The 20351-nt window shown below is 34.8% G+C and carries 16 protein-coding genes and 1 riboswitch; of the genes, 9 read left to right on the top strand and 7 right to left on the bottom strand.

Features of this window, described 5'->3' with window-relative positions; genetic code table 11:
• Positions 1-87 precede the first annotated feature (87 nt).
• The 3 genes from GQ40_RS10670 to GQ40_RS10660 are packed head-to-tail and all read left to right on the top strand — an operon-like array spanning position 88 to position 2925.
• Entirely contained in the window at positions 88-609 is a 522-nt protein-coding gene (locus GQ40_RS10670) for a hypothetical protein (RefSeq protein ID WP_047548048.1), read from the top strand.
• Between the two features lie 36 nt (positions 610-645).
• Positions 646-1914, top strand: coding sequence for an MgtC/SapB family protein (locus tag GQ40_RS10665; RefSeq protein WP_047548047.1), 1269 nt, complete (start codon positions 646-648; stop codon positions 1912-1914).
• A 9-nt stretch (positions 1915-1923) separates the two neighbouring features.
• Positions 1924-2925 (top strand): App1 family protein, encoded by a 1002-nt coding sequence (locus tag GQ40_RS10660; protein WP_047548046.1) that lies wholly within the window; start codon positions 1924-1926, stop codon positions 2923-2925.
• A gap of 5 nt (positions 2926-2930) precedes the next feature.
• On the opposite strand, the gene ppk1 is transcribed toward GQ40_RS10660, so the two are convergent.
• The 5 genes from ppk1 to GQ40_RS10635 form a co-directional block, all read right to left on the bottom strand.
• Positions 2931-4949: a polyphosphate kinase 1 gene (gene ppk1 / locus GQ40_RS10655; RefSeq protein WP_047548045.1), complete on the bottom strand. Its 2019-nt coding sequence runs from the start codon at positions 4947-4949 to the stop codon at positions 2931-2933.
• Between the two features lie 53 nt (positions 4950-5002).
• Positions 5003-5617, bottom strand: a complete 615-nt coding sequence (locus GQ40_RS10650; protein ID WP_047548044.1) for a deoxynucleoside kinase — start codon at positions 5615-5617, stop codon at positions 5003-5005.
• 2 nt (positions 5618-5619) lie between these two features.
• On the bottom strand, positions 5620-6402 hold the full coding sequence (locus GQ40_RS10645; RefSeq protein ID WP_047548043.1) for a hypothetical protein: 783 nt from the start codon (positions 6400-6402) through the stop codon (positions 5620-5622).
• Positions 6403-6499: 97 nt separating this feature from the next.
• Positions 6500-7177, bottom strand: coding sequence for a response regulator transcription factor (locus tag GQ40_RS10640; RefSeq protein ID WP_047548042.1), 678 nt, complete (start codon positions 7175-7177; stop codon positions 6500-6502).
• Positions 7170-8723 carry a sensor histidine kinase gene (locus GQ40_RS10635; RefSeq protein ID WP_047548041.1) on the bottom strand — a complete coding sequence of 518 codons (1554 nt, stop codon included), beginning with the start codon at positions 8721-8723 and terminating at the stop codon, positions 7170-7172. The genes GQ40_RS10640 and GQ40_RS10635 overlap by 8 nt, the downstream gene beginning before the upstream one ends.
• A gap of 125 nt (positions 8724-8848) precedes the next feature.
• Here GQ40_RS10635 and GQ40_RS10630 point away from each other — a divergent pair, with 125 nt between their 5' ends.
• The 5 genes from GQ40_RS10630 (at position 8849) to GQ40_RS10610 (ending at position 14959) form a co-directional block, all read left to right on the top strand.
• A complete protein-coding gene (locus tag GQ40_RS10630; RefSeq protein WP_047548040.1) occupies positions 8849-9220 on the top strand; it encodes a hypothetical protein in 372 nt (123 codons plus the stop codon).
• A 2-nt stretch (positions 9221-9222) separates the two neighbouring features.
• Positions 9223-10068 (top strand): GLPGLI family protein, encoded by an 846-nt coding sequence (locus tag GQ40_RS10625; RefSeq protein ID WP_047548039.1) that lies wholly within the window; start codon positions 9223-9225, stop codon positions 10066-10068.
• A gap of 110 nt (positions 10069-10178) precedes the next feature.
• On the top strand, positions 10179-11063 hold the full coding sequence (locus GQ40_RS10620; protein WP_052184227.1) for a GLPGLI family protein: 885 nt from the start codon (positions 10179-10181) through the stop codon (positions 11061-11063).
• A 62-nt stretch (positions 11064-11125) separates the two neighbouring features.
• Positions 11126-13861, top strand: coding sequence for a TonB-dependent receptor (locus tag GQ40_RS10615; RefSeq protein ID WP_047548038.1), 2736 nt, complete (start codon positions 11126-11128; stop codon positions 13859-13861).
• Between the two features lie 246 nt (positions 13862-14107).
• Positions 14108-14959 (top strand): GLPGLI family protein, encoded by an 852-nt coding sequence (locus tag GQ40_RS10610; protein WP_047548037.1) that lies wholly within the window; start codon positions 14108-14110, stop codon positions 14957-14959.
• Positions 14960-15042: 83 nt separating this feature from the next.
• On the opposite strand, the gene GQ40_RS10605 is transcribed toward GQ40_RS10610, so the two are convergent.
• Both GQ40_RS10605 and metK read right to left on the bottom strand, forming a co-directional pair.
• Positions 15043-16848 (bottom strand): carboxypeptidase-like regulatory domain-containing protein, encoded by a 1806-nt coding sequence (locus GQ40_RS10605; RefSeq protein ID WP_156115570.1) that lies wholly within the window; start codon positions 16846-16848, stop codon positions 15043-15045.
• A 217-nt stretch (positions 16849-17065) separates the two neighbouring features.
• Complete coding sequence (metK, locus tag GQ40_RS10600; RefSeq protein ID WP_047551856.1) at positions 17066-18319, bottom strand: methionine adenosyltransferase; 1254 nt, start codon at positions 18317-18319, stop codon at positions 17066-17068.
• A gap of 411 nt (positions 18320-18730) precedes the next feature.
• Positions 18731-18875, top strand: a riboswitch (SAM riboswitch).
• 121 nt (positions 18876-18996) lie between these two features.
• On the opposite strand from metK, the gene GQ40_RS10595 reads away from it, so the two are divergent.
• Positions 18997-20289 (top strand): O-acetylhomoserine aminocarboxypropyltransferase/cysteine synthase family protein, encoded by a 1293-nt coding sequence (locus tag GQ40_RS10595; protein ID WP_047548035.1) that lies wholly within the window; start codon positions 18997-18999, stop codon positions 20287-20289.
• Positions 20290-20351 lie beyond the last annotated feature (62 nt).

The raw sequence follows: 20351 nt of genomic DNA, 5'->3' as shown, positions 1-20351 counted from the left end.
CACGTTTATCGTGGCTTTTTTAGTTTTAGTAATCAGGTAAATTTACCTATTGATAGAAGGTTATTTTAAATTTATCTTTATAAACTGATGGGCAGTGCTAAAGATATATCTCAATTATTGGAGTTCATTCAATCATTTCAAGTCGTGAAATGCAATATGCATCACGAAGGTGTTGCTGTTGATGAAGATAACCATCCCATCTTCCGAAGTGAAAATAATACCATCATTTTTAAACGTATCAATCTTTGCGATCCTAAACTGCGATCTATCCGATTAGGTTGTGCGCATTCCCATTCCAATCTTAATTTCCAAAATGCTTTAGATCATCTTTCAAAAGCACTACCTGAATATAAAGAGCATATTTCCGAAGTAAAAAAACGGTTCATCTTAATTATCTCAAAAATTTATGAGTTGGATCACAAGGTTGGGCATTTAGAGCATGATACCGCGTTGGTAAAGATTGAAAACGATCTTTGCCCAAGTATTTCGATGAAAGCAGATTTGCAAGATTTAAAACTTGAGCATCGCCAACTCATGGACCAACTACTAAACATTAAAACTGAAATTGAAAATCTTATGGCGATGGCGTTCATAAATGAACATAAATAAGTTAATTTTTTTCCTTGAATTTATTATCTTCATATCATGAACTATGACGACTTAACGACTTTAGGGATTGCTTTTGGTTTAGGTTTATTGGTTGGGATGCAACGAGAAAAAACCGATAACCATATGGCTGGCGTACGAACGTTCACATTAATTTCGGTGTTGGGTGTTATGGCTGGTTTTTTGACTCGGAGTTATGATAATCCGTATATTTTGCCAGTTTTGGGATTGTGTATTACTGCTATGTTGATGATGGCAAATATTATTAAACTCAAAAAATTTGATGAAGCAGATGTTGGGCAAACCACAGAGGTCGCTGCATTGCTCATGTTTGCAATTGGAGCTTACCTTGTTTTGGGTAGTACGTTAATTGGTGTTTTGGTGGGTGCAGCGATGGCTATTTTGTTATATGTTAAAGAACATATTCATGAATTTATTGACAATCTCAAACAAAAGGATATTTCAGCAATAATGACGCTTGCTGGTATTAGTTTGGTCATTCTTCCCATTTTGCCAGATAAAACCTATGGTCCTTTAGATGTTATCAACCCAAGAAACATATGGTTGATGGTAACCTTGATTGTCGGGATTAGCGTTGTGGGTTATTTCATCTATAAATATGCAGGTAAAAAAGTAGGTGTGATTTCTAACGGGATTCTTGGCGGACTCATTAGCAGTACTGCAACAACCGTTGGTTATGCTAGAAAAACTGCAGATAATACCTCAATCACCAAACTTGCGGTCTTTGTTATTACTACAGCATCTGCAGTGTCTTTTGTACGCGTGCTTTTTGAGGTAGGTGTTATTATTCCTGAAAAACTACCAATAATCGCAGTACCCATTGCAGCAGTAATTTTAATTATGGCAATTACTTGTGTAGTATTATTCTATATTATTAATAAGGATGATTCCGAAAACGAAAAAATGCCAGAACCCGATAATCCAGCGCAATTTAAAAGCGCATTGATATTTGGATTACTCTACGGTTTTATATTATTGGCAGTCGCCTTTACCAAAGAAAAATTTGGCAACAATGCACTCTATGTGGTTTCAATTATTAGTGGATTGACAGATGTTGATGCGATTACACTATCTTTGTCACAATTGATAAAAGAAGGATCACTAAAAGCCAATTTTGGTTGGAAGCTAATCTTGCTTGCAGGTTTGTCTAATATGCTTTTTAAAGGCATTATGGCTATTGTTTTAGGTGCCAAGCAAATTGTAAAATGGATTATTATTTCCTTCGGAATAACCATAATATCAGGATTGTTGATCATCTGGCTTTGGCCAGCTAATTGGCATTTCTAAAAGCAGTTTATGTTCAAAAAAGACCCACTACAAATTATTTCATTTCAAAGTTATGGCACAAAATCGCATTTCTATGCTCGCGGTCGTGCTTTAGAGGATGAATCTATAGATCTCGAGTCCCAAAAAATTTGGCATTTGGCAATCAATACCTGGAAGCGTTTTGAAACCGATGAAATAAAGCACATCGGCTTAAATGTAAAATTGCCCAATAATAAAATTTTTAAGGCAACGACAGATGAGAAAGGTTATTTCAAAATTGATGAGAGCATAGAGAATCTAAAGGAGATGGCAAATGAAGAAGGTTGGGTTGCTTTTGAATTGTCCTATGATGACGTTAATATTAAGCGCACGATTCAAAATGACAATAGATTTCCTGGAGAACTGTTGATCCCCTCTGAAAAAGCGGATTATGGGGTTGCCAGTGATATTGACGACACGATTTTACATACTGGAGTTGTCTCTTTATTGAAATGGAGAGTGATTTATAATTCTATTTTTAAAAATGCTAAAAACAGAACACCTCTAGAAGGCGCTGCGGAATTTTACCACCAATTACATCGCGGAAAATCAGGAGAGAATGCAAATCCGATTTTTTATGTAAGTCATAGCCCATGGAACTTGTACCGTTACCTGGAATTATTCTTAAAACAAAACAACTTCCCAAAAGGTCCAATATTACTGCGTAGTTTAAGTAATTTTCTTCGGAAAAAACCTGAAAATGAAAAACCTCAAAAACAAAAAGAGATCCTAAATTTGTTAAAGACCTATCCCAACTTACCATTTATTTTAATTGGTGATAGTGGAGAGCACGATCCCGATATTTACATGGAAATTGCGGAAGAATTTCCAGACCGAATTCTCGCCATATATCTACGAAGCGTAAAACACAAAAAGAGAATGCTACGTGTAAAAGGACTCGTAGAAAATTTTAAAACCACTATGGTGTTAATGGTAGAGAGCAGCGAACAGGCTATAGAGCACGCTAAAGAACATGGGTTTATTAAAATGTAATATCGCTACTTTTTGAAATACGCATAGGTAGCATATTGAGCCCTCACTTTTTCTTCGGAATTTTCAACATACACATTTTTCTGTTCTGCATCAATAATTCTAGCTTTCACATTATCCTTAAGCTGGATATCAATTAAATCTCTTAGCATTTTGTGAATATCGCTGTCCAAAATAGGAGTAAGCACCTCAATGCGATGGCTTAGATTACGGGTCATCCAATCTGCAGATCCAATGTACATTTGTTCGTCGCCATTGTTTCCGAAGATATAAACACGACCATGCTCAAGAAAACGGTCAAGTATACTTATCACTTTAATATGCTCACTTTGGTTTTCAATTCCAGGTACCAAACTGCACATGCCTCTTACGATCAATTCTATTTTTACGCCAGCATTATTGGCTTTGTAAAGTAGATTAATCATCGATTTGTCTTGAAGGCTATTCATTTTCAAAATGATATAAGCGTCCTTGCCATCACGAGCATTTTCAATTTCGCTATTAACGAGATTTTCGAGTTTCATGCGTGTTGTAAAAGGAGACACCAAAAGACGTTTTGTTTTTGGCACGATCGTAACTCCTTGCAGTACCATAAAAACTTTATTAAGATCTTTGGTGATTTTTTTATGAGCTGTCATAAGCCCATAATCTGTATATAGTTTTGCGGTTTTCTCGTTAAAATTACCAGTACTTATGTAGGCATAACGCTTGGTTTTGTTTTCAACTTCGCGTTCAATGTAAAGAATTTTAGAGTGTACTTTAATATCTGGAAAACTGTAAATAACCGTAGCACCATTTTCTTTAAAAATCGTTCCCCATTTAATGTTGTTTTCTTCATCAAAACGTGCTTTTACTTCAATAAACAGTATGACTTTCTTTCCGTTTTTTGCAGCTTGTGCAATGGCAGTATTTAATCGGGATTCCTCTGCCAAGCGGTAAAGGGTCATTTTAATTGTAGTGACTTTTGGATCCTTTGCAGCAGTTTCTACAAGATTGATAACCGGTTCAAATTCTTGGTATGGATAATGGAGTAATTGATCTTTTTCATCAATAGTCTCAAATATGTTCTTTGACTTTGATAAGACAGGATGAGGTATTGGTTTTAATTCTTTAAACGTTAAATCTTTTTCCGTAGGATTTGGAAAGGAGAAAAAATCTTTAAAATTGTGATGTCTTCCGCCTAAAACTAAATCGGCATTGTAAATGTCTAAGGCGTCTTTTATTATCTCCTGAAGTTTCTCAGGCATACGTTTGTCAATCAAAACGCGAGTTGGTTGACCTTTGTCTCTCTTAGGAAGGGAGTCCTTGATTTTTTTCATCAGGTTTCCAGAGAATTCGTCTTCGATATATAGTTCTGCATCCCTTGAAATTTTTAGTGCATAATATCTAACGGAATCGTCTGGATGTATTTTAGCCAGACTATACTTTAAAATATCATCTATAAAGGTGATGTAATGATTTTCATTTTCCGAAGGAAACACAAAAAAACGAGGCTCACTATCTGGAATTTTAACTAAATGTAGCGTGTTGCCAGACATCGTGGTAAGATAAGAGGCTTCATTCTCTACAAAGATCGAATCTGGATTTTCGTGGTAGGAATTCTTAAGATCCAATAATGGTTTTAAGGTCTTTTCAAAGTACGAGTTAGCAATATCCTGTTGTGATTTTGAAAACTCATGGTAATCTATAAGATGAATGCCCTCTTCTTTTAAATCTGGTTTGATGTCTTCATTAAAAAGTTTTCCTAATTCTTCCTGCTGGAGATGAACTTGCTTCTTTATCTCTTTTAAAACCTTGTTGGGCTTAGTAATGAGTTTTTTACGAAGTGGTTTTTCTAAAGATTTGATTTGTCTAATATCTGAAACACGAACTCTAAAAAATTCATCGAGATTTGACGAAAAAATGGCTAAAAACTTGATGCGTTCGTATAGCGGATTGCGTTTATCTGCAACTTCTTGAAGCACACGATGGTTAAATCGTAACCACGATAGATCACGATGATAATTTTTGGAGTTATACAATTTCATAGGTGTAAAATAAAACTATTAAGGTGGAAATTGTGTTAGCTAAATGCTAAGATTTAGAAGAGACCGTTAATTTGAGCATCGATTTTGTTAATGATGTCTCCAAGGTCTTCAGGATTGGCAACAAAATCAAGATTGTCTACATCAATAATCAATAGATTTCCTTTGTCGTAACCATGAATCCAAGCTTCGTAACGCTCATTTAATCTGCTTAAGTAATCTATACTGATAGAATTTTCATAATCGCGACCTCTTTTATGAATTTGTGCCACTAAATTTTGAATAGAACTGCGTAAATAAATCAATAAATCTGGACCTTGAACAAAAGATTCCATAAGATCGAAAAGCGAACGGTAATTTTCAAAATCTCGATTGGTCATCAATCCCATAGCGTGAAGATTTGGTGCAAAAATATGTGCGTCTTCATAAATGGTTCTATCTTGAATGATGTCTTTGCCACTCTCACGAATCTGGGCCACTTGACGAAACCTACTGTTTAAGAAATAGACCTGTAAATTAAAACTCCAACGCTCCATTTGGTTGTAAAAATCGTCTAGATAAGGATTGTCTACCACATCTTCTAGTTGCGGTTCCCACTTGTAATGTTTAGCTAATAATGTAGTAAGTGTAGTTTTACCTGCACCAATGTTTCCTGCGACAGCAACGTGCATATCTATTTGATTTTTAGTTGGTATTTATGAAGTTTTATCGAGTCGTAAATATACAAGGTTTCGTTGGTCAATAAAAACTGTTTTATTAACAATTTTGGCGTTTTCAGCTTGATGATATTATCACTATTTTCTAATTTATAGTAGAGAGAAGTCTCACCTTTTAAAATGAGATTCTCATCGCTAATTGCGATATCTGTATAGCCTTTGTTTTCGGTTTTTGAGATTAAACTTCCGAAGTAAGTATATTGATACAGATACTTTTCGGTCAACATCCAACAATAATTATAATCACTTTTTAGGTCCAGCACATTGGATTGTACAGGTATTGTGGTTGCTCTTATTTTTTCGGTTTTGTAATCGTACAGTTGTAATTGCTGAAGATCTTGGTTGAAAATCCAAATGGTATTATCGTAACCGGAAGACACATGTGTCACATTTTTATAGGGCTGGATACTGTTGAAATCAATTTTAAAAATTTCGGCAAAACGGTTGTCCAAAATAATCACTGTATTGAAATCCTGATAGAACACAATCACTTTTAAAGGATTGAACGTGTTCACCATTGTTGGGATGCCCAACTGTACGTTACTGTAATTAATGGCTGGTTTTTCTAATGGCTGTTTATAGATAATGCTATTGCTCGTGTAATAGATGGTCTCAAAATTATCTATGGCGATAATTTGATCTGCTTTAATAGCTGTAGAATCTGTTGAAATCAATTCAATTTGAGACTGTGCAGTTGCAAATACCGAAAATAATAAAAGTAAATATCGAGTTATCGTCATACCAAAATTAAAGAACTGGTAAAGTACAAAAATTGAACCAGTAATTTAGTACGGATCGTTTTGATAATAGATTGAGTCATGATTTTCTTCGGAAGGATTAAAATACGAGTTTATACCCAAACCCACGAACGTTGATGATTTGGATACTCTCATCGTTAGCCAATTTTTTACGCAGTTTGGAAATAAAGACGTCCATGCTTCGTGCAGAGAAAAAGTCATCATTTCCCCAAAGTTTATTCAATATTAGGGAGCGGTCTAATACTTGATTTTTGTTTTTCACGAGATGGAATAATAAATGTGCTTCTCTATGGGTAAGTTGCTGTTGGCTTTCATTGAAATGTAAGATTTGCTTCGGGAAATCGAATGAATAATCTCCAATTTTTAAAGTTTCCGAAGTTTTTTGAATTTTTGAACGTTGCAATAAATTGTTTATTCTAACGATCAACTCTTCCATACTAAACGGTTTTTTTAAATAGTCGTTTCCGCCAATTGTGAAACCTTCAACCACATCTTGGGTTTGTGATTTTGCGGTTAAAAAAATGATTGGGATGGTGTCGTCCAAAACCCTAATTTCTTTAGCTAATGTAAAACCGTCTTTTTTTGGCATCATCACGTCGAGCACTAACAATTCTGGAGATTCTTTCTCATAGACGCTTTTGGCGATCTCTCCATTTTCGCACAGAAGGACATTAAAATCTCTGGTTTCAAGACTTTCTTTTATGATTTGACCTAAGGCTGGCTCATCTTCTGCTAGTAAAATAGTTGTTTTAGACATTTGGGATTGAGATTTTAAAAGCGGTTAGTTTATGATCAAGTTCTAAAGTAATAGTTCCATCGTGTTTTTCGACGATTTTTTTGGTGTAATAAAGCCCAATCCCAAACCCTTTTACGTCATGCTGGTTTCCTTTTGGGATGCGATAGAATTTATCAAATATTTTGTCTTTGTAGGCTTTTGTGAGTGTTTTGCCATTATCTGCAATGGTAATTTCTATATGATTTTTAATAGTTTTTAAATCAATAATAATTTTGTCGCCTCCATATTTACAAGCATTATCAATGATGTTATTGATGGCGTTTTCAAAATGAAAAATATCAACAGTTGCAAACGTGTTTTCCTTTATATTGTAAGTGATTGCTTTCTCTTCGTTTTGCATTTTATGTTTTTCAGCAATGGTTTCAATAACTTCGGAAATATTATAACGATCAAAATTAAGCTCTAAATTTTCACTGTCAAGAGAGGCGGTTTCCAGCAACTTTTCGACCATGATATTCAGCTTTGAAAGCTGTACGGTTGACATATCTAAATAGGTTTTAGTTTTTACCTTATCATCAAGTGCATTAAAACTTTGGATGCTCTCTAAAGCAACACCAATGGTAGAAATTGGTGTTTTAAATTCATGCGTAATATTACTAATAAGATCATTTTTTACTTCCGCTAATTGCTTTTGTTGTTTGATAACATGCAAAAGATAAAACAAACAGCTAATCACTGCTAAAACTAAAAAAATTGAAATTACAATGGCCCAAATAATTCTTTTAAACACATCGTTGGACACATCGTTATAAAGTAGACTTAGTTCACTCTTTTTGGGTAATAGCGTTGATTTTGATGATGTACTCAAAAATGACTTCAGTTTTGTAGAATCTATCGTTTCAATATGTTTTTCTACGGAATTATAATAATCCACATCCTTTGAAGGATCAATATATTTAATGGTGTAATTGATACCAATGTCTTTTCGGCGAAGTTCAGATTGGATTAAAGTATCAATGCCAACCAACGATAAGGAGTCTGTAGTCATAGACACAATAATCTTTGAGGTGAATTTTTTGATGTCTTCTGGTAGTTTTTTTTCAAAAGTATTTTGATCTAAAGAATCTCTTACTATTTGATTGATACTCGCAGATGACGAATCGTTAAATTGATCATTATTGTTAAGTTGCATTTGTCTAATTATAGAATCTGCTTTTGAGCCTCTAACGATTGTAACACCTTCTGTAAAATCTGGGTTTATTGAATCTGTGCTGCCAAAACCATTGGTGTCTGTCACTTTAATAGCGCTGAAGATGCTATCAAATTTTCCGTTTTTTATAAATTCTTTTTGACTCATTCCATCAAGACTAAATCCGATGGTGCTGTTTTCTGCCAAATTAGAATAATAATCATTAACAGCTTTGTCCAAACTGGTTTGCACATCATTGATAACCTGTTGCTTGCTAGATTGGTAGTTTTTATAGTTCCAATAGGCTTGAATACCAATTGTTGAGAGAATTACAACAACAATAATATATAGTATGTATCTGTATTTGGCGTCGTTCATAGTTCAAAAGTAAACGTTAAAACCCTTAAAAACTAATCGGTTAACACTCGTTAACACTGGTTAACTAAAATTGAAATACATGTGCTTTAAGTTTGTAGTGTATTAATCATAAAAAATATAATATCATGAAAACAGTAGTTACAATTTTAGGACTTTTAATGGCAACAGTTAATGTTAGTCAGGCGCAAAATTTAGAAGGTAAGGTTACAACAGAAGAGGTTAAGATAACAAATTTTGGGGTTTCGGTAACAGTGGATTCCGCAGAAGACATTGAATCCACCTTTAGCATAAAAGACATTAAAACCGTATTAAAAGAAATTGAGGGAGAAGAAGAGCTTTCATTTGAAATGACTTGTAACGGAGAGAAAATATCAGATAATGTAAAAAGAAAAGTATCGTACCGCGTTACGGGAAATTCAAATGATAAAGCTGAATTTTTAAAGAGAGTCAAAAAAGTGAGAAAGGCAGCAATTCAATTTTATACAAATAGAGACTAACCATGAAAATACTAGTAAAACTAAGTATCGTAGCAATGCTTTTTTTCTTCGGAAAAATAAATGCTCAAGATTTTCAAGGCGTTGCTACTTACAAAACGAAACGACAGGTCAATATAGAACTAGACTCCACAAAGGTGGAAACCGCAATGCAAAAGCAAATTAAGGACATGCTCAAAAAGCAGTTTGAAAAAACCTATATTCTGACCTTCAATAAAGAGGAATCCATTTATGAGGAAGAAGAATCTCTTGGAGCGCCAAATCCTGCGGGAATGATGGTAATGATGTCTGGAACAGGAGGAGGAGATATCATGTATAAAAACACGAAGCATCAAACCTATACCAATCAAAATGAATTCTTCGGAAAAATATTCTTGATAAAGGACGATTTGAAGCCCATTGTATGGGAATTAGGTTCAGAAACCAAAAACATAGGCGCTTACACATGCTTTAAAGCAACTTTCACCGAAGAAATTGAAATTTTCAAGAATAGTATGACTATAAACGGAGAGAAAGATAAAGAGGATGTTGATGAGAAGCCACAAACGAAAACTAGAGTCACAACAGCTTGGTACACGCCTCAAATCCCTGTGAATACTGGTCCTGAGAAATTCTTTGGTTTGCCAGGCTTAATCTTAGAAATCAACGATGGTTCGCAAACAATTATTTGTAGCAAAGTGGTGATCAATCCAGAAAATAGGATAGATATCGAAGAGCCAAAAAAAGGAAAACAAGTCACACAATCTGAATTTAAAGCTATTACACTCAAGAAAATAAAGGAAAACCAAGAACGGTTTCAAAGCAGTGGTAGAGAAGATGGCGAGCATATAAAGATTAGTATTGGAGGGTAATGAATTATTTTAAGATAAGTTTAACCTTTTCAAACTTAACGTTTGAGTGTTTTTGAAGTCTTACTTAATTATATACATTAATTTTGACTTTTAATTAAAGACTTCAAAACATGAAACCATTTATCAAAAAGATAACTTTTGCTATAGTATTGCTGGCAAGTATATCAATTTCAGCTCAAGAATTTCAAGGACAGGCCATTTATCAAACCAAAACAACTTTAGATATGAGTAGTTGGGGAGATCGGGCAAATCAAATGAGCGAGCAGCAAAAAAAGATGATTGCAGAGCGTATGAAAAGTATGCTGGAAAAAACATATGTGCTCAATTTCAATAAAAGTGAATCTACTTATAAAGAAGAAGAAAAATTAGAAGCTCCAGGAGCTGGCAACAGTCGTTGGGGAGGAATGATGAGTAGTTTTACAGGTGGACCACAATATAAAAATATCAAAGAATCTTTGATCTTACAGGAACAGGAATTCTTCGGAAAGCAGTTTCTCGTAAAAGATTCTTTACCAAAATTAGAATGGAAATTAGAGAACGAAACCAAACAAATTGGACAGTACACTTGCTTTAAAGCCACTACAACGAAACCAGTTGATGAAATGGATTTTATGAGTATGCGTCGAAGAGGTGGTGATGATGAGAAAAAAGAGGGTGAGAAAAAAGCAGATAGTACAAAAAAAGAATCTGATGATCCTTTTGATGAGCTTGAAGTTCCAAAATTTGTGATTGTTACCGCATGGTACACACCACAGATTCCTGTAAGTACAGGTCCGGGAGAATATCATGGATTACCAGGATTAATTTTGGAGGTTACCGCAGATAAAACAGTAATGTTGTGTACTAAAATCGTGATGAATCCACAAAATAAAGAAGCTATCGATAAACCAGAAAAAGGAGACATCGTAACGCGTGACGAATACAATCAAATCATGAAAGATAAAATTGCAGAGATGAGAGAGATGTATGGTGGACGAGGTGGTCGCAGAAATTAATTAGGTTTTCAAAAAAAAGTTCCCATTCTTCCGAAGAAAAAAAGGAAGTCAAAATCAATCAAATGAAAAAATTTTTTATTGTTGTAACGCTTTTAGTAGCGAGTTTTTCTAGTGCCCAGATTACCGTTAAAGGAGTTGTAAAAGATAGTATTGGTGAGGCTCTGGAACTGGCAAATATTATTGCTATAAATAAAGAAACTAAAGCTATGGCATCGTATGCCATAACTAATGATAAAGGTTTTTTTAAGCTTGATCTGGATAAAAATACGGTGTACACTGTTCAAGTGAGCTACATAGGGATGCAAACAGTATCTGAAACGATAACTACTAAAGAGGTTGACATAACAAAAGATTACACACTTCAAGCAGATAATGCGCTATCGGCAGTAGAATTAACCTATGAAATGCCTGTCACCATAAAAGGTGACACTTTAGTCTACAATGCAGATTCTTTTAAGGATGGTAGCGAACGAAAACTGGAAGACGTCCTCAAGAAATTACCAGGTGTTGAGATTAATGCAGACGGACAAATAGAAGTCGAAGGTAAGGTCGTCACAAAGCTTATGGTTAATGGGAAGGATTTTTTTGATGGCGATTCTAAATTGGCAACTAAGAATATCCCTTCTAATGCGGTCGATAAAATTCAGGTATTGCGTAATTATTCCGAAGTTGGGCAAATGAGCGGTGTCACAAATAATCAAGATAACGTTGCCATAAATATCAAATTAAAAGAAGGTAAAGAAAATTTTTGGTTTGGTGATATTACTGCAGGATCAGGAGTTGCAGATACAGATGGACTTTATCTCGTACAGCCAAAATTATTTTACTATAGTCCAAAATATAGTGTAAACCTTATTGGTGACATGAATAATATTGGAGAGGTTGCACTCACCAATCGGGACATTAGAAATTTTGGTGGCGGTTTTAGAGCACCCTCAAGAAGTAGTGGTACAAATATAAACTTAGGTAATAACAGCCTTAACGGTCTTACCAATATTGCTAATGCACAAGAAGTCGTTACTAAATTAGGTGCTGCAAACTTTAGTTACGCACCTCAAAAAAATTTGGATCTTAGTGGTTTTTTCATTTATAACAGTAGCAGACTGAGAACTCGCGAAGAGAGTTTTGTGCGATATACAAATTCAGATTTAGGTATTCCAGATGAAGAAACTGTGCAAGTTGGGCGCGAAGCTTCAAATCAAGCGCTTGCTAAACTTAGTGCGAGTTACAAACCAAACGTCAATAATCAATTGGATTATGACATATTGGGAAGAGTGTCTAACGATCTTGAAACCCAGGATTTGTTTTCTTCGGTTGTTGGTAGTACCAACCAATTGGATAAGGCAAAACCGTTTAGTATCAACCAAAGTTTGAATTACTATTATACTTTAGACGAAAAAAATATTTTTGCTTTTGAAGGACAGCATCTTTTCAAAGATGAAGATCCATTTTATAATGCACTTTTAGGGAACACTACAGATCCAGATGTTCAAGATCCATATGACAATACAGCAGAAAGTTTAGGGTTAAATCAAAATCAATTGGGTTACGACGTAAACCAGAACAGACGCATAAAATCCAATCAGTTGGATGCTAAATTAGATTACTATCATATTTTGAACAATAAAAGTAATATCAATTTAACCTTGGGTACGATATTGAGCAGGCAACAGTTTAACTCAAACATTTTCCAGTTTTTAGATGACGGGACCTTTTTTGACCCAGTTGCTACTTTAATAGATCCCGTAAGTGGTAATACTTTGGTGAATCAAAACGATACCGATTATAATTTTAGCGATGTCTATTTAGGGTTGCACTACAGATTAAAAACCGGTAAATTTACCATTACACCTGGGCTTTCTGTTCATTCCTATGGAAATAAGAATACACAATTTGGAGAAGAGTATAAAGATAATTTCTTTAGGGTTTTACCAGATTTCGAAACACGAATCCAATTTAAAAAGAGTGAAAGCTTGACCTTTAGATATAACATGAACAATTCATTTACAGATGTTACCAATCTAGCAGAAGGTCTAGTTTTAAATAATTACAATAGTATTGGCTATGGTAATCCAGAACTTCAAAATTCATTGTCACACAACGTCAATCTAAGTTACTTTAGTTTCAATCTCTTTAACTATACAAATGTATTTGCGGTAATTAACTACAACAAGAATATAGATCAAATTAGAAGTTTAACTCAGTTTGATAACGTGATTAGAACAAGCACATTTTTCAACTCCAATTTTGCAGATGAAAGCCTATCCGCCTTTGGTCGAGTTCAAAGAACGTTTAAAAAGATTAGAGCAAGTATGAGAGTTAATTACAGTTACAGTAAGAACAACCAATTTATTCAAGGTATACGCTCAGTAAACGAAAGTTTCACACAAGGTTACACGCCAGAAATTCGTACAAATTTTAAGGAAGCACCAAACGTAAGTCTTCGTTATGGGTACACGGTAACCAAAAATAATCAAGGTCCAACATCTACAACATTTACGGTCAATGCACCATCTATAGAGTTTGATGCCTATATATTAAAAGCGTTCACATTTAGAACAGATTTTACCTACCAAAATCAAAAAGGAGTAGGACCATCACAATCGTTTCAAACGTGGGATGCGAGTTTAGCTTATAGAAAAGATAGGGATGCAAAATTTGAATTTGAGCTCAAGGCCTCCAACCTTTTAGATATAGACTCTAGAGTGAGTAATGGCGCAAATAATATTTCGGTATTTAGTTCGGAAACCTTTATACAACCACGTTTTGTAACGTTTAGAATTATTTATTCGTTGTAAAAATGTTTTGGGCGTTACCCTTTTCCGCAGAAAAAGCTCCAAAGGGTCAGGCTATCCACTAAATCTTTTTGTAAAAACAAAAAGGATATCGTTTCTATCCTTAACGCAAAAAAAGACCTTCTTAAATTTAAGAAGGTCTTTTTTATTTTTCAGAAATTCAGCCATTTAGCATTTTATTTATTAAAAAAATACCTAAACCGTTTAATAATTGTCTAAATTTGTTAGACAAACCAAAACCTCAATAATATGAAATCTATTATTACAACAATAACTGTTATTATATGTAGTGGTTTATTGATGTTGAATCCAACTTTAGATAACGCCCAAGAGTCAAAGGAATTTCAAGGTCAGGCAACTTATATGGCCAAATCCAGTTTAGATTTGGGTAGTTGGGGAGCACGAATGAGTGAAGAGCAAAAGAAGGAAGTGAAGGCAAGGTTAAAAAACCGACTGGAAAAAACATACACCCTAAATTTCAATAAAACCGAATCGTATTTTACCGAAAATGATCAACTCGACGCGATGTCTGGAGCAACAGACTCTTGGGGAAAAAATTTCACAGCAGGAGATCAATACAAAAATGTAAAGACCAATACCCAAATACAAGACCAAGAATTCTACGGAAAGCGCTTTTTGGTAAAAGATAGCTTGCAACCCATAGATTGGAAATTAGGAAGCGACACCAAACAAATAGGAAACTATACTTGTTTTAAAGCTACAGCATCTATACCAACAGATGAGCTCACATGGTACTCGTTTTCTTGGGGAAAACTACAAAATCAAGCTCCAGCAACTGAAGATGGAGAAACTAAAGAGCAAGAAATAGCAATGACCGAAGTTGAAGCTTGGTACACACCGCAAATCCCAGTAAGCCACGGTCCATCAGAATATTGGGGACTTCCAGGTTTAATCTTAGAAGTGAGCGCAGGAGATACAACAATGTTATGTTCTAAATTGGTTCTCAATCCAGAAGAAACCATTGAAATTGAAGCACCCAATAAAGGAAAAGAAGTCACCAAAAAAGCCTACCAAGAAACCATTGTTGAGAAAATGAAAGAATTTAGGTCACAGCGTATGGGTGGGAGACCACGTGGGTAATTAGATGCCCAATTTCCTTAGGCTTAAAAAAGCCCTCTCTTTCGAATCTTAAAAAGAGAAGGCTTTCTTTATTAAAATTATTTCTATTGATCTCTTCTCGCATGAATAATACCGTTGAAAGTATGCATTGTTCCATCAGGATCTTCATAGGTGCCATCAAAATTTATATCTACGAATTCATTAACCTCTCCAAAATTTGTAATATAACTAATAACAATACTTTCGTTATTTAACAAAACTGGACCTTCGGTACCAAATCCTATGTCATCTCCAAATCCAGTATGATTATAAGCTCCAGTATAAGGGGGATTGTCATTTAGGCGAAATTGGAAAAAGAAATAATCTTGATTATCATCATTACTCGTAAATCCTTGAACAGATAATCTCGGTATTGTAGGACTTGAAGGCGAAAAATATAGTCCTATGTACAAATTCGTTGCAATGGTCACTTCATTTTCTTGATCTATTTGATATTGAATAAATTCATCTATCGTATTGCAGGCAGTTAATGTTCCAATATTTGTTATTGGACTTGTGTACGTATATGCAATAGAGTCTGTCTCTTGAAGATTAACAAAGTCATATCCTTTTAAATAGAACGTATCGTTATCATCGCAGCGCAAAAAGTTAATTTCAAAATCGCCATCATCTACATATTCATATGATTCAAATCCAGCATTATTTAAAAACACGTAACCATCATCAACAGGGTTTCCTGAACACGTCTCAAAACTTCCTAAAACCGTTTCGATATCCAAATCACCAAAATCAGTAATTTCAATTACGATTGAAGAATCTGTTGAGAATGGACCAATCGTTGTCGAATAAATAATATCAGAAATACAATTACCAACTCCAAGAACAGAAACATTTACTTCTAAAGATTCATTGCTTGGAACTAGACCGCAAACTTGTCCGTTTTCATTAGTGTATCCATTTCTTGTTCCGTAAGTATTACTGGTAATTCCAATTATCAAATTAGCTAAGCTATTATTATCAGAATTTACTGCAGTTACACACAAATTAACAGCTTCAATAGGTATATCACAATTCCAAAACGAAAAATGAGACACGGTGCCAACATAAGTATTGCCAACTAAAGTAGCTTCTCCATCTTCAATCCAATACCCATTGATCTCGTCAAAGTACCAAAGTGGTATAGAGCTTGGTGCATTTACCATTAAACTTGGGTCTAAAGGCACAGTTATTTCTGCTGTAGAACCTTCGGCTAAGTTTAAATCTTCGCCATTTTCACCTCTCAACTCTACAGCAAGCATGCCAAAAGTTTCAAGCATACGTGCTTCGTTTTGTGAGTTCGCTGCATAGAGCATTCCAGGCATTTGGTCTGGCATGTTGCCATCTGCTGGATCTAGATGATGCATAATAACATTCACATTTCCGGAGTAAGAAGAACCATCTGCTTTTATATAATCACCTTCTAAAGCAACAGATGCTCCATCTTGTAAACTAATAGTTTCTTGTGTTCCACTTGAAGTTGTGCCAACAATGGTTTCTGCCAACATCGTGATACGAATCTTATTTGTGCCTTCACTTGGAACAACTGCTCTTGAGGCGCGTATAAAGCCTGCTTTCTCTGCTTTCACATATCCGAAGCGCTCATTAACGGTAGCATTATTAATAATAAATATACCATTGGCATCTGTCATTGCAGTTGAACTTCCAATGCTAATTTGTGCATTTTCAATAGGATTATCGTTGATATCTAAAACAGTCCCTAGAAATGTTCTAGAGATTTCACTACCAAAATTTTGGGCAAATGCTGTTGGATCTGGTTCTTGGTTTTGAGGACTATTTGGGCTATCATCTTTATTACAAGACAATGCAATAAGCAATATAAAGGATAGTAAAAACGGTTTTGTGAATTTCATTATGATTGATTTTATGTTAGAGTTCTATTATCTAGATGTAAAAATTTAAAAAGGTTGCGTCAATTAAGATATAAAATATTTTTTTTCATTTTTGTTACAAATGATTTATTCTTGATTTTCAATAGAAAGAACGAATTCAACCAATATAAGAACTCTATAAAACAAAAAAACCTCCAAATTTAAATATGGAGGTTTTTGTTATAATGTATTTTAAACTTTAAATATCAAAAGCACGTTTCACTTTGTCTACATAATCCAATTTCTCCCATGTAAATAACTCAACATCAAGCGTTAAATCATCACCATTAGGTTGAGAAAATGTTTTACTAACTATTTCTGGAGTTCTGCCCATGTGACCATAAGCTGCAGTTTCACTATACATTGGTTGGCGTAATTTTAAACGCTCTTCAATAGCTGCTGGACGCATATCAAAAATACTTTTGATCTTTGAAGCAATCTCACCATCTGTAATATTAAATGGGCAAGTACCATAAGTATCTACAAAAATAGAGGTCGGTTCTACAACACCTATTGCGTAACTTACTTGTACCAATATTTCTTCACAAACACCAGCTGCAACCATATTTTTAGCAATATGTCGTGTGGCATAAGCAGCGCTTCTATCTACTTTACTAGGATCTTTTCCTGAGAACGCACCACCACCATGGGCACCTTTTCCGCCATATGTGTCAACGATGATTTTTCGTCCTGTTAATCCTGTATCTCCATGAGGTCCTCCAATAACGAATTTTCCTGTTGGGTTGATATGATAAGTAATTTGATCATTAAATAATACTTGGATGTGTTCCGGTAATTTAACAACAACTCGCGGAATCAATATCTCCACAATATCGGTTCTAATTTTAGCCAACATCGTATCGTCCTCATCAAAATCATCATGCTGCGTAGAAACTACAATCGCATCAATACGTTGAGGTACATTATCATCACTGTACTCAATAGTCACTTGGCTTTTTGAGTCTGGACGTAAATAGGTAATATCTTTATGCTCACGTCTTAAATCGGCAAGTTCTTTTAAAATTCTGTGAGACAGATCTAATGCTAAAGGCATATAGTTTTCGGTTTCACTGGTTGCGTAGCCAAACATCATCCCTTGGTCTCCAGCACCTTGCTCTTCTTTGCTTGCTCTGTCAACACCACGATTGATGTCTTCCGATTGTTCATGAATTGCAGAAAATACGCCACAAGAATTCCCGTCAAACATATACGCGCTTTTAGTGTAGCCAATCTTGTTAATCGTATCACGCGCAATTTTTTGAACGTCTAAATACGTATTTGATTTCACCTCACCAGCCAAAACAACTTGCCCTGTAGTCACTAAGGTTTCACAAGCTACTTTTGATTCGCTATCAAAGGCTAAAAAATGATCAATTAAGGCATCGCTAATTTGATCTGCTACTTTATCTGGATGGCCTTCAGAGACGCTTTCCGAAGTAAATAAATATGACATATAATCTTTTTTTTTAAATTCAGAAAAATAAATTAAGATTGCTTTGTCGCTAGAGAAGTCTATAACTAACTGCTTTAGCATTTTTTTAAAGAGGTTGCAATCAGAACAAATTTTTCCTCGTTGATATTGGCAGCAAAAGTACAGATTAAATTGTAACTAGAAAAGAATGTATACGAAAGAATTTATTTAGAATCCCAGTCATTTTTGCAGTAAAATGAATTCTTCGGAAATGTGCTAAATCTAAAATTTTCAGTATTTCAGAATAAATATGTCTTAAAATAAATAATAACGGAATATTTTTCCGTTTAAACTTTAATTCATTAATTTTTTAGAAAAATTTTCTATTTCATTTGGTTGTGACATATAATTTTTGCAATCTTTGTACTCATAAAGTTCAAACACTTACTGAAATTGTTATCAAGAAAGGTGGAGAGATAGACTCGTTGATACCTTAGCAACCCTCGAAGTTCCTGTGAAAACAGGGATCTCAATCGAGAAGGTGCTAAATTCTACTTGAATGCGCAAGTCATTTTTTGCAAATTTGGATAGATAACTTAAAACTAATTACCCATCTGTAATTAGTAATTTCTTTTTAACATTTTTCTATTAAGTATGCTTCTTAAGAAGCTTATTTGGCTTTTGAATTAATCTTTTAATTAACTCAAAAACTTAGAAAAATGAGTACACAAAAATTCGCAACCAAAGCGTTGCACGCAGGTCACGACACGACAAAAAATGGAGGTACAAGAGCTGTCCCAATTTATCAATCTACAGCGTATGTATTTGATGATTCAGATGATGCTGCTGGACGATTCAATCTATCTATTCCAGGCTTTATTTACACCCGTTTAAACAACCCAACAAACGATATTTTGGAGCAACGTATTGCTGCTTTAGAAGGTGGTATTGCAGCGGTGGCAACAGCCTCTGGAACAGCAGCCATTTCAACTACGTTGTTAACACTTCTCAGAGCTGGAGACCATATTGTGGCATCCAATAGTTTATATGGAGGAACCTATAATTTATTAAGTGTAACGTTGCCAAGACATGGCATCACAACGACGTTTGTAGATCCATCAAACCCAGAGAATTTTGAGAAAGCTGCACGTGAAAATACGAGAGCCATTTTCGTAGAGTCGTTAGGCAATCCAAAATTAGATGTTTTAGATATTGAAGCAATTTCTAAACAAGCGAAAGCGCATAAAGTGCCTTTAATTGTAGATAATACGGTTGCAACACCATATTTATTGAATCCTATTGAGTATGGAGCAAATATCGTCATCCACTCTTTAACAAAATATATCAACGGAAACGGAACATCCCTAGGAGGTATAATAGTGGACGCAGGAACCTTTGATTGGACCAATGGTAAATTCCCAGAGTTCACAGAGCCTTCTGCTGGATATCACGGTTTAGTGTATACCGAGGCCATTGGTCCTGCAGCATTTATTGCTAAAATTAGAATTGAAGGATTGCGCGATTATGGTGGTGCTTTGAGTCCGTTTAATGCATTTCAAATCATTCAAGGTTTAGAGACTTTAGAATTGAGAGTTAAAAAGCACAGTGAAAACGCTTTGGAACTGGCAAAATGGCTACAAGCGCAACCAGAAGTTAAATGGGTTAACTATCCAGGATTAGAAACGAGTAAGTACAAAGAATTGGCTAAAAAGTATTTACCAAATGGTCAAAGTGGAATCGTCACTTTTGGTGCAGATGGCGGTTTTGAAGCAGCCAAAAAAATAGCAGATACGACCAAGATATTCTCGCTCTTAGCTAACATTGGTGATACAAAATCATTGATCATCCATCCAGCAAGTACTACACACCAACAGTTGAGTGATGGAGCTCAAGAAACGACTGGAGTGACCAAAGATTTGATTCGTCTATCGGTTGGTATTGAAAACATAGACGATTTAAAGGCAGATCTAAAAGCAGCTTTTAAAGTGGTTAAAGAGACCGTTTTATCATAGAAGTTTAATGTTCAAAATAGCTACTGCAAATTGCCATGGTTTGCGGTAGCTTTTCATAAAAA

The organism is Psychroserpens sp. Hel_I_66, assembly GCF_000799465.1.
Lineage (GTDB): Bacteria > Bacteroidota > Bacteroidia > Flavobacteriales > Flavobacteriaceae > Psychroserpens.
This window is presented reverse-complemented; position numbering and strand designations above follow the sequence as displayed.

What these genes read in the sequence shown, in the direction of transcription:
- metK (WP_047551856.1), bottom strand. Translation starts at nt 18,319, where the DNA reads ATGTCATATTTATTTACTTCGGAAAGCGTCTCTGAAGGCCATCCAGAT.
- ppk1 (WP_047548045.1), bottom strand. Translation starts at nt 4,949, where the DNA reads ATGAAATTGTATAACTCCAAAAATTATCATCGTGATCTATCGTGGTTA.
- GQ40_RS10625 (WP_047548039.1), top strand. Translation starts at nt 9,223, where the DNA reads ATGAAAATACTAGTAAAACTAAGTATCGTAGCAATGCTTTTTTTCTTC.
- GQ40_RS10630 (WP_047548040.1), top strand. Translation starts at nt 8,849, where the DNA reads ATGAAAACAGTAGTTACAATTTTAGGACTTTTAATGGCAACAGTTAAT.
- GQ40_RS10650 (WP_047548044.1), bottom strand. Translation starts at nt 5,617, where the DNA reads ATGCACGTTGCTGTCGCAGGAAACATTGGTGCAGGTAAAACTACACTT.
- GQ40_RS10635 (WP_047548041.1), bottom strand. Translation starts at nt 8,723, where the DNA reads ATGAACGACGCCAAATACAGATACATACTATATATTATTGTTGTTGTA.
- GQ40_RS10645 (WP_047548043.1), bottom strand. Translation starts at nt 6,402, where the DNA reads ATGACGATAACTCGATATTTACTTTTATTATTTTCGGTATTTGCAACT.
- GQ40_RS10610 (WP_047548037.1), top strand. Translation starts at nt 14,108, where the DNA reads ATGAAATCTATTATTACAACAATAACTGTTATTATATGTAGTGGTTTA.
- GQ40_RS10605 (WP_156115570.1), bottom strand. Translation starts at nt 16,848, where the DNA reads ATGAAATTCACAAAACCGTTTTTACTATCCTTTATATTGCTTATTGCA.
- GQ40_RS10660 (WP_047548046.1), top strand. Translation starts at nt 1,924, where the DNA reads ATGTTCAAAAAAGACCCACTACAAATTATTTCATTTCAAAGTTATGGC.
- GQ40_RS10620 (WP_052184227.1), top strand. Translation starts at nt 10,179, where the DNA reads ATGAAACCATTTATCAAAAAGATAACTTTTGCTATAGTATTGCTGGCA.
- GQ40_RS10640 (WP_047548042.1), bottom strand. Translation starts at nt 7,177, where the DNA reads ATGTCTAAAACAACTATTTTACTAGCAGAAGATGAGCCAGCCTTAGGT.
- GQ40_RS10615 (WP_047548038.1), top strand. Translation starts at nt 11,126, where the DNA reads ATGAAAAAATTTTTTATTGTTGTAACGCTTTTAGTAGCGAGTTTTTCT.
- GQ40_RS10670 (WP_047548048.1), top strand. Translation starts at nt 88, where the DNA reads ATGGGCAGTGCTAAAGATATATCTCAATTATTGGAGTTCATTCAATCA.
- GQ40_RS10665 (WP_047548047.1), top strand. Translation starts at nt 646, where the DNA reads ATGAACTATGACGACTTAACGACTTTAGGGATTGCTTTTGGTTTAGGT.
- GQ40_RS10595 (WP_047548035.1), top strand. Translation starts at nt 18,997, where the DNA reads ATGAGTACACAAAAATTCGCAACCAAAGCGTTGCACGCAGGTCACGAC.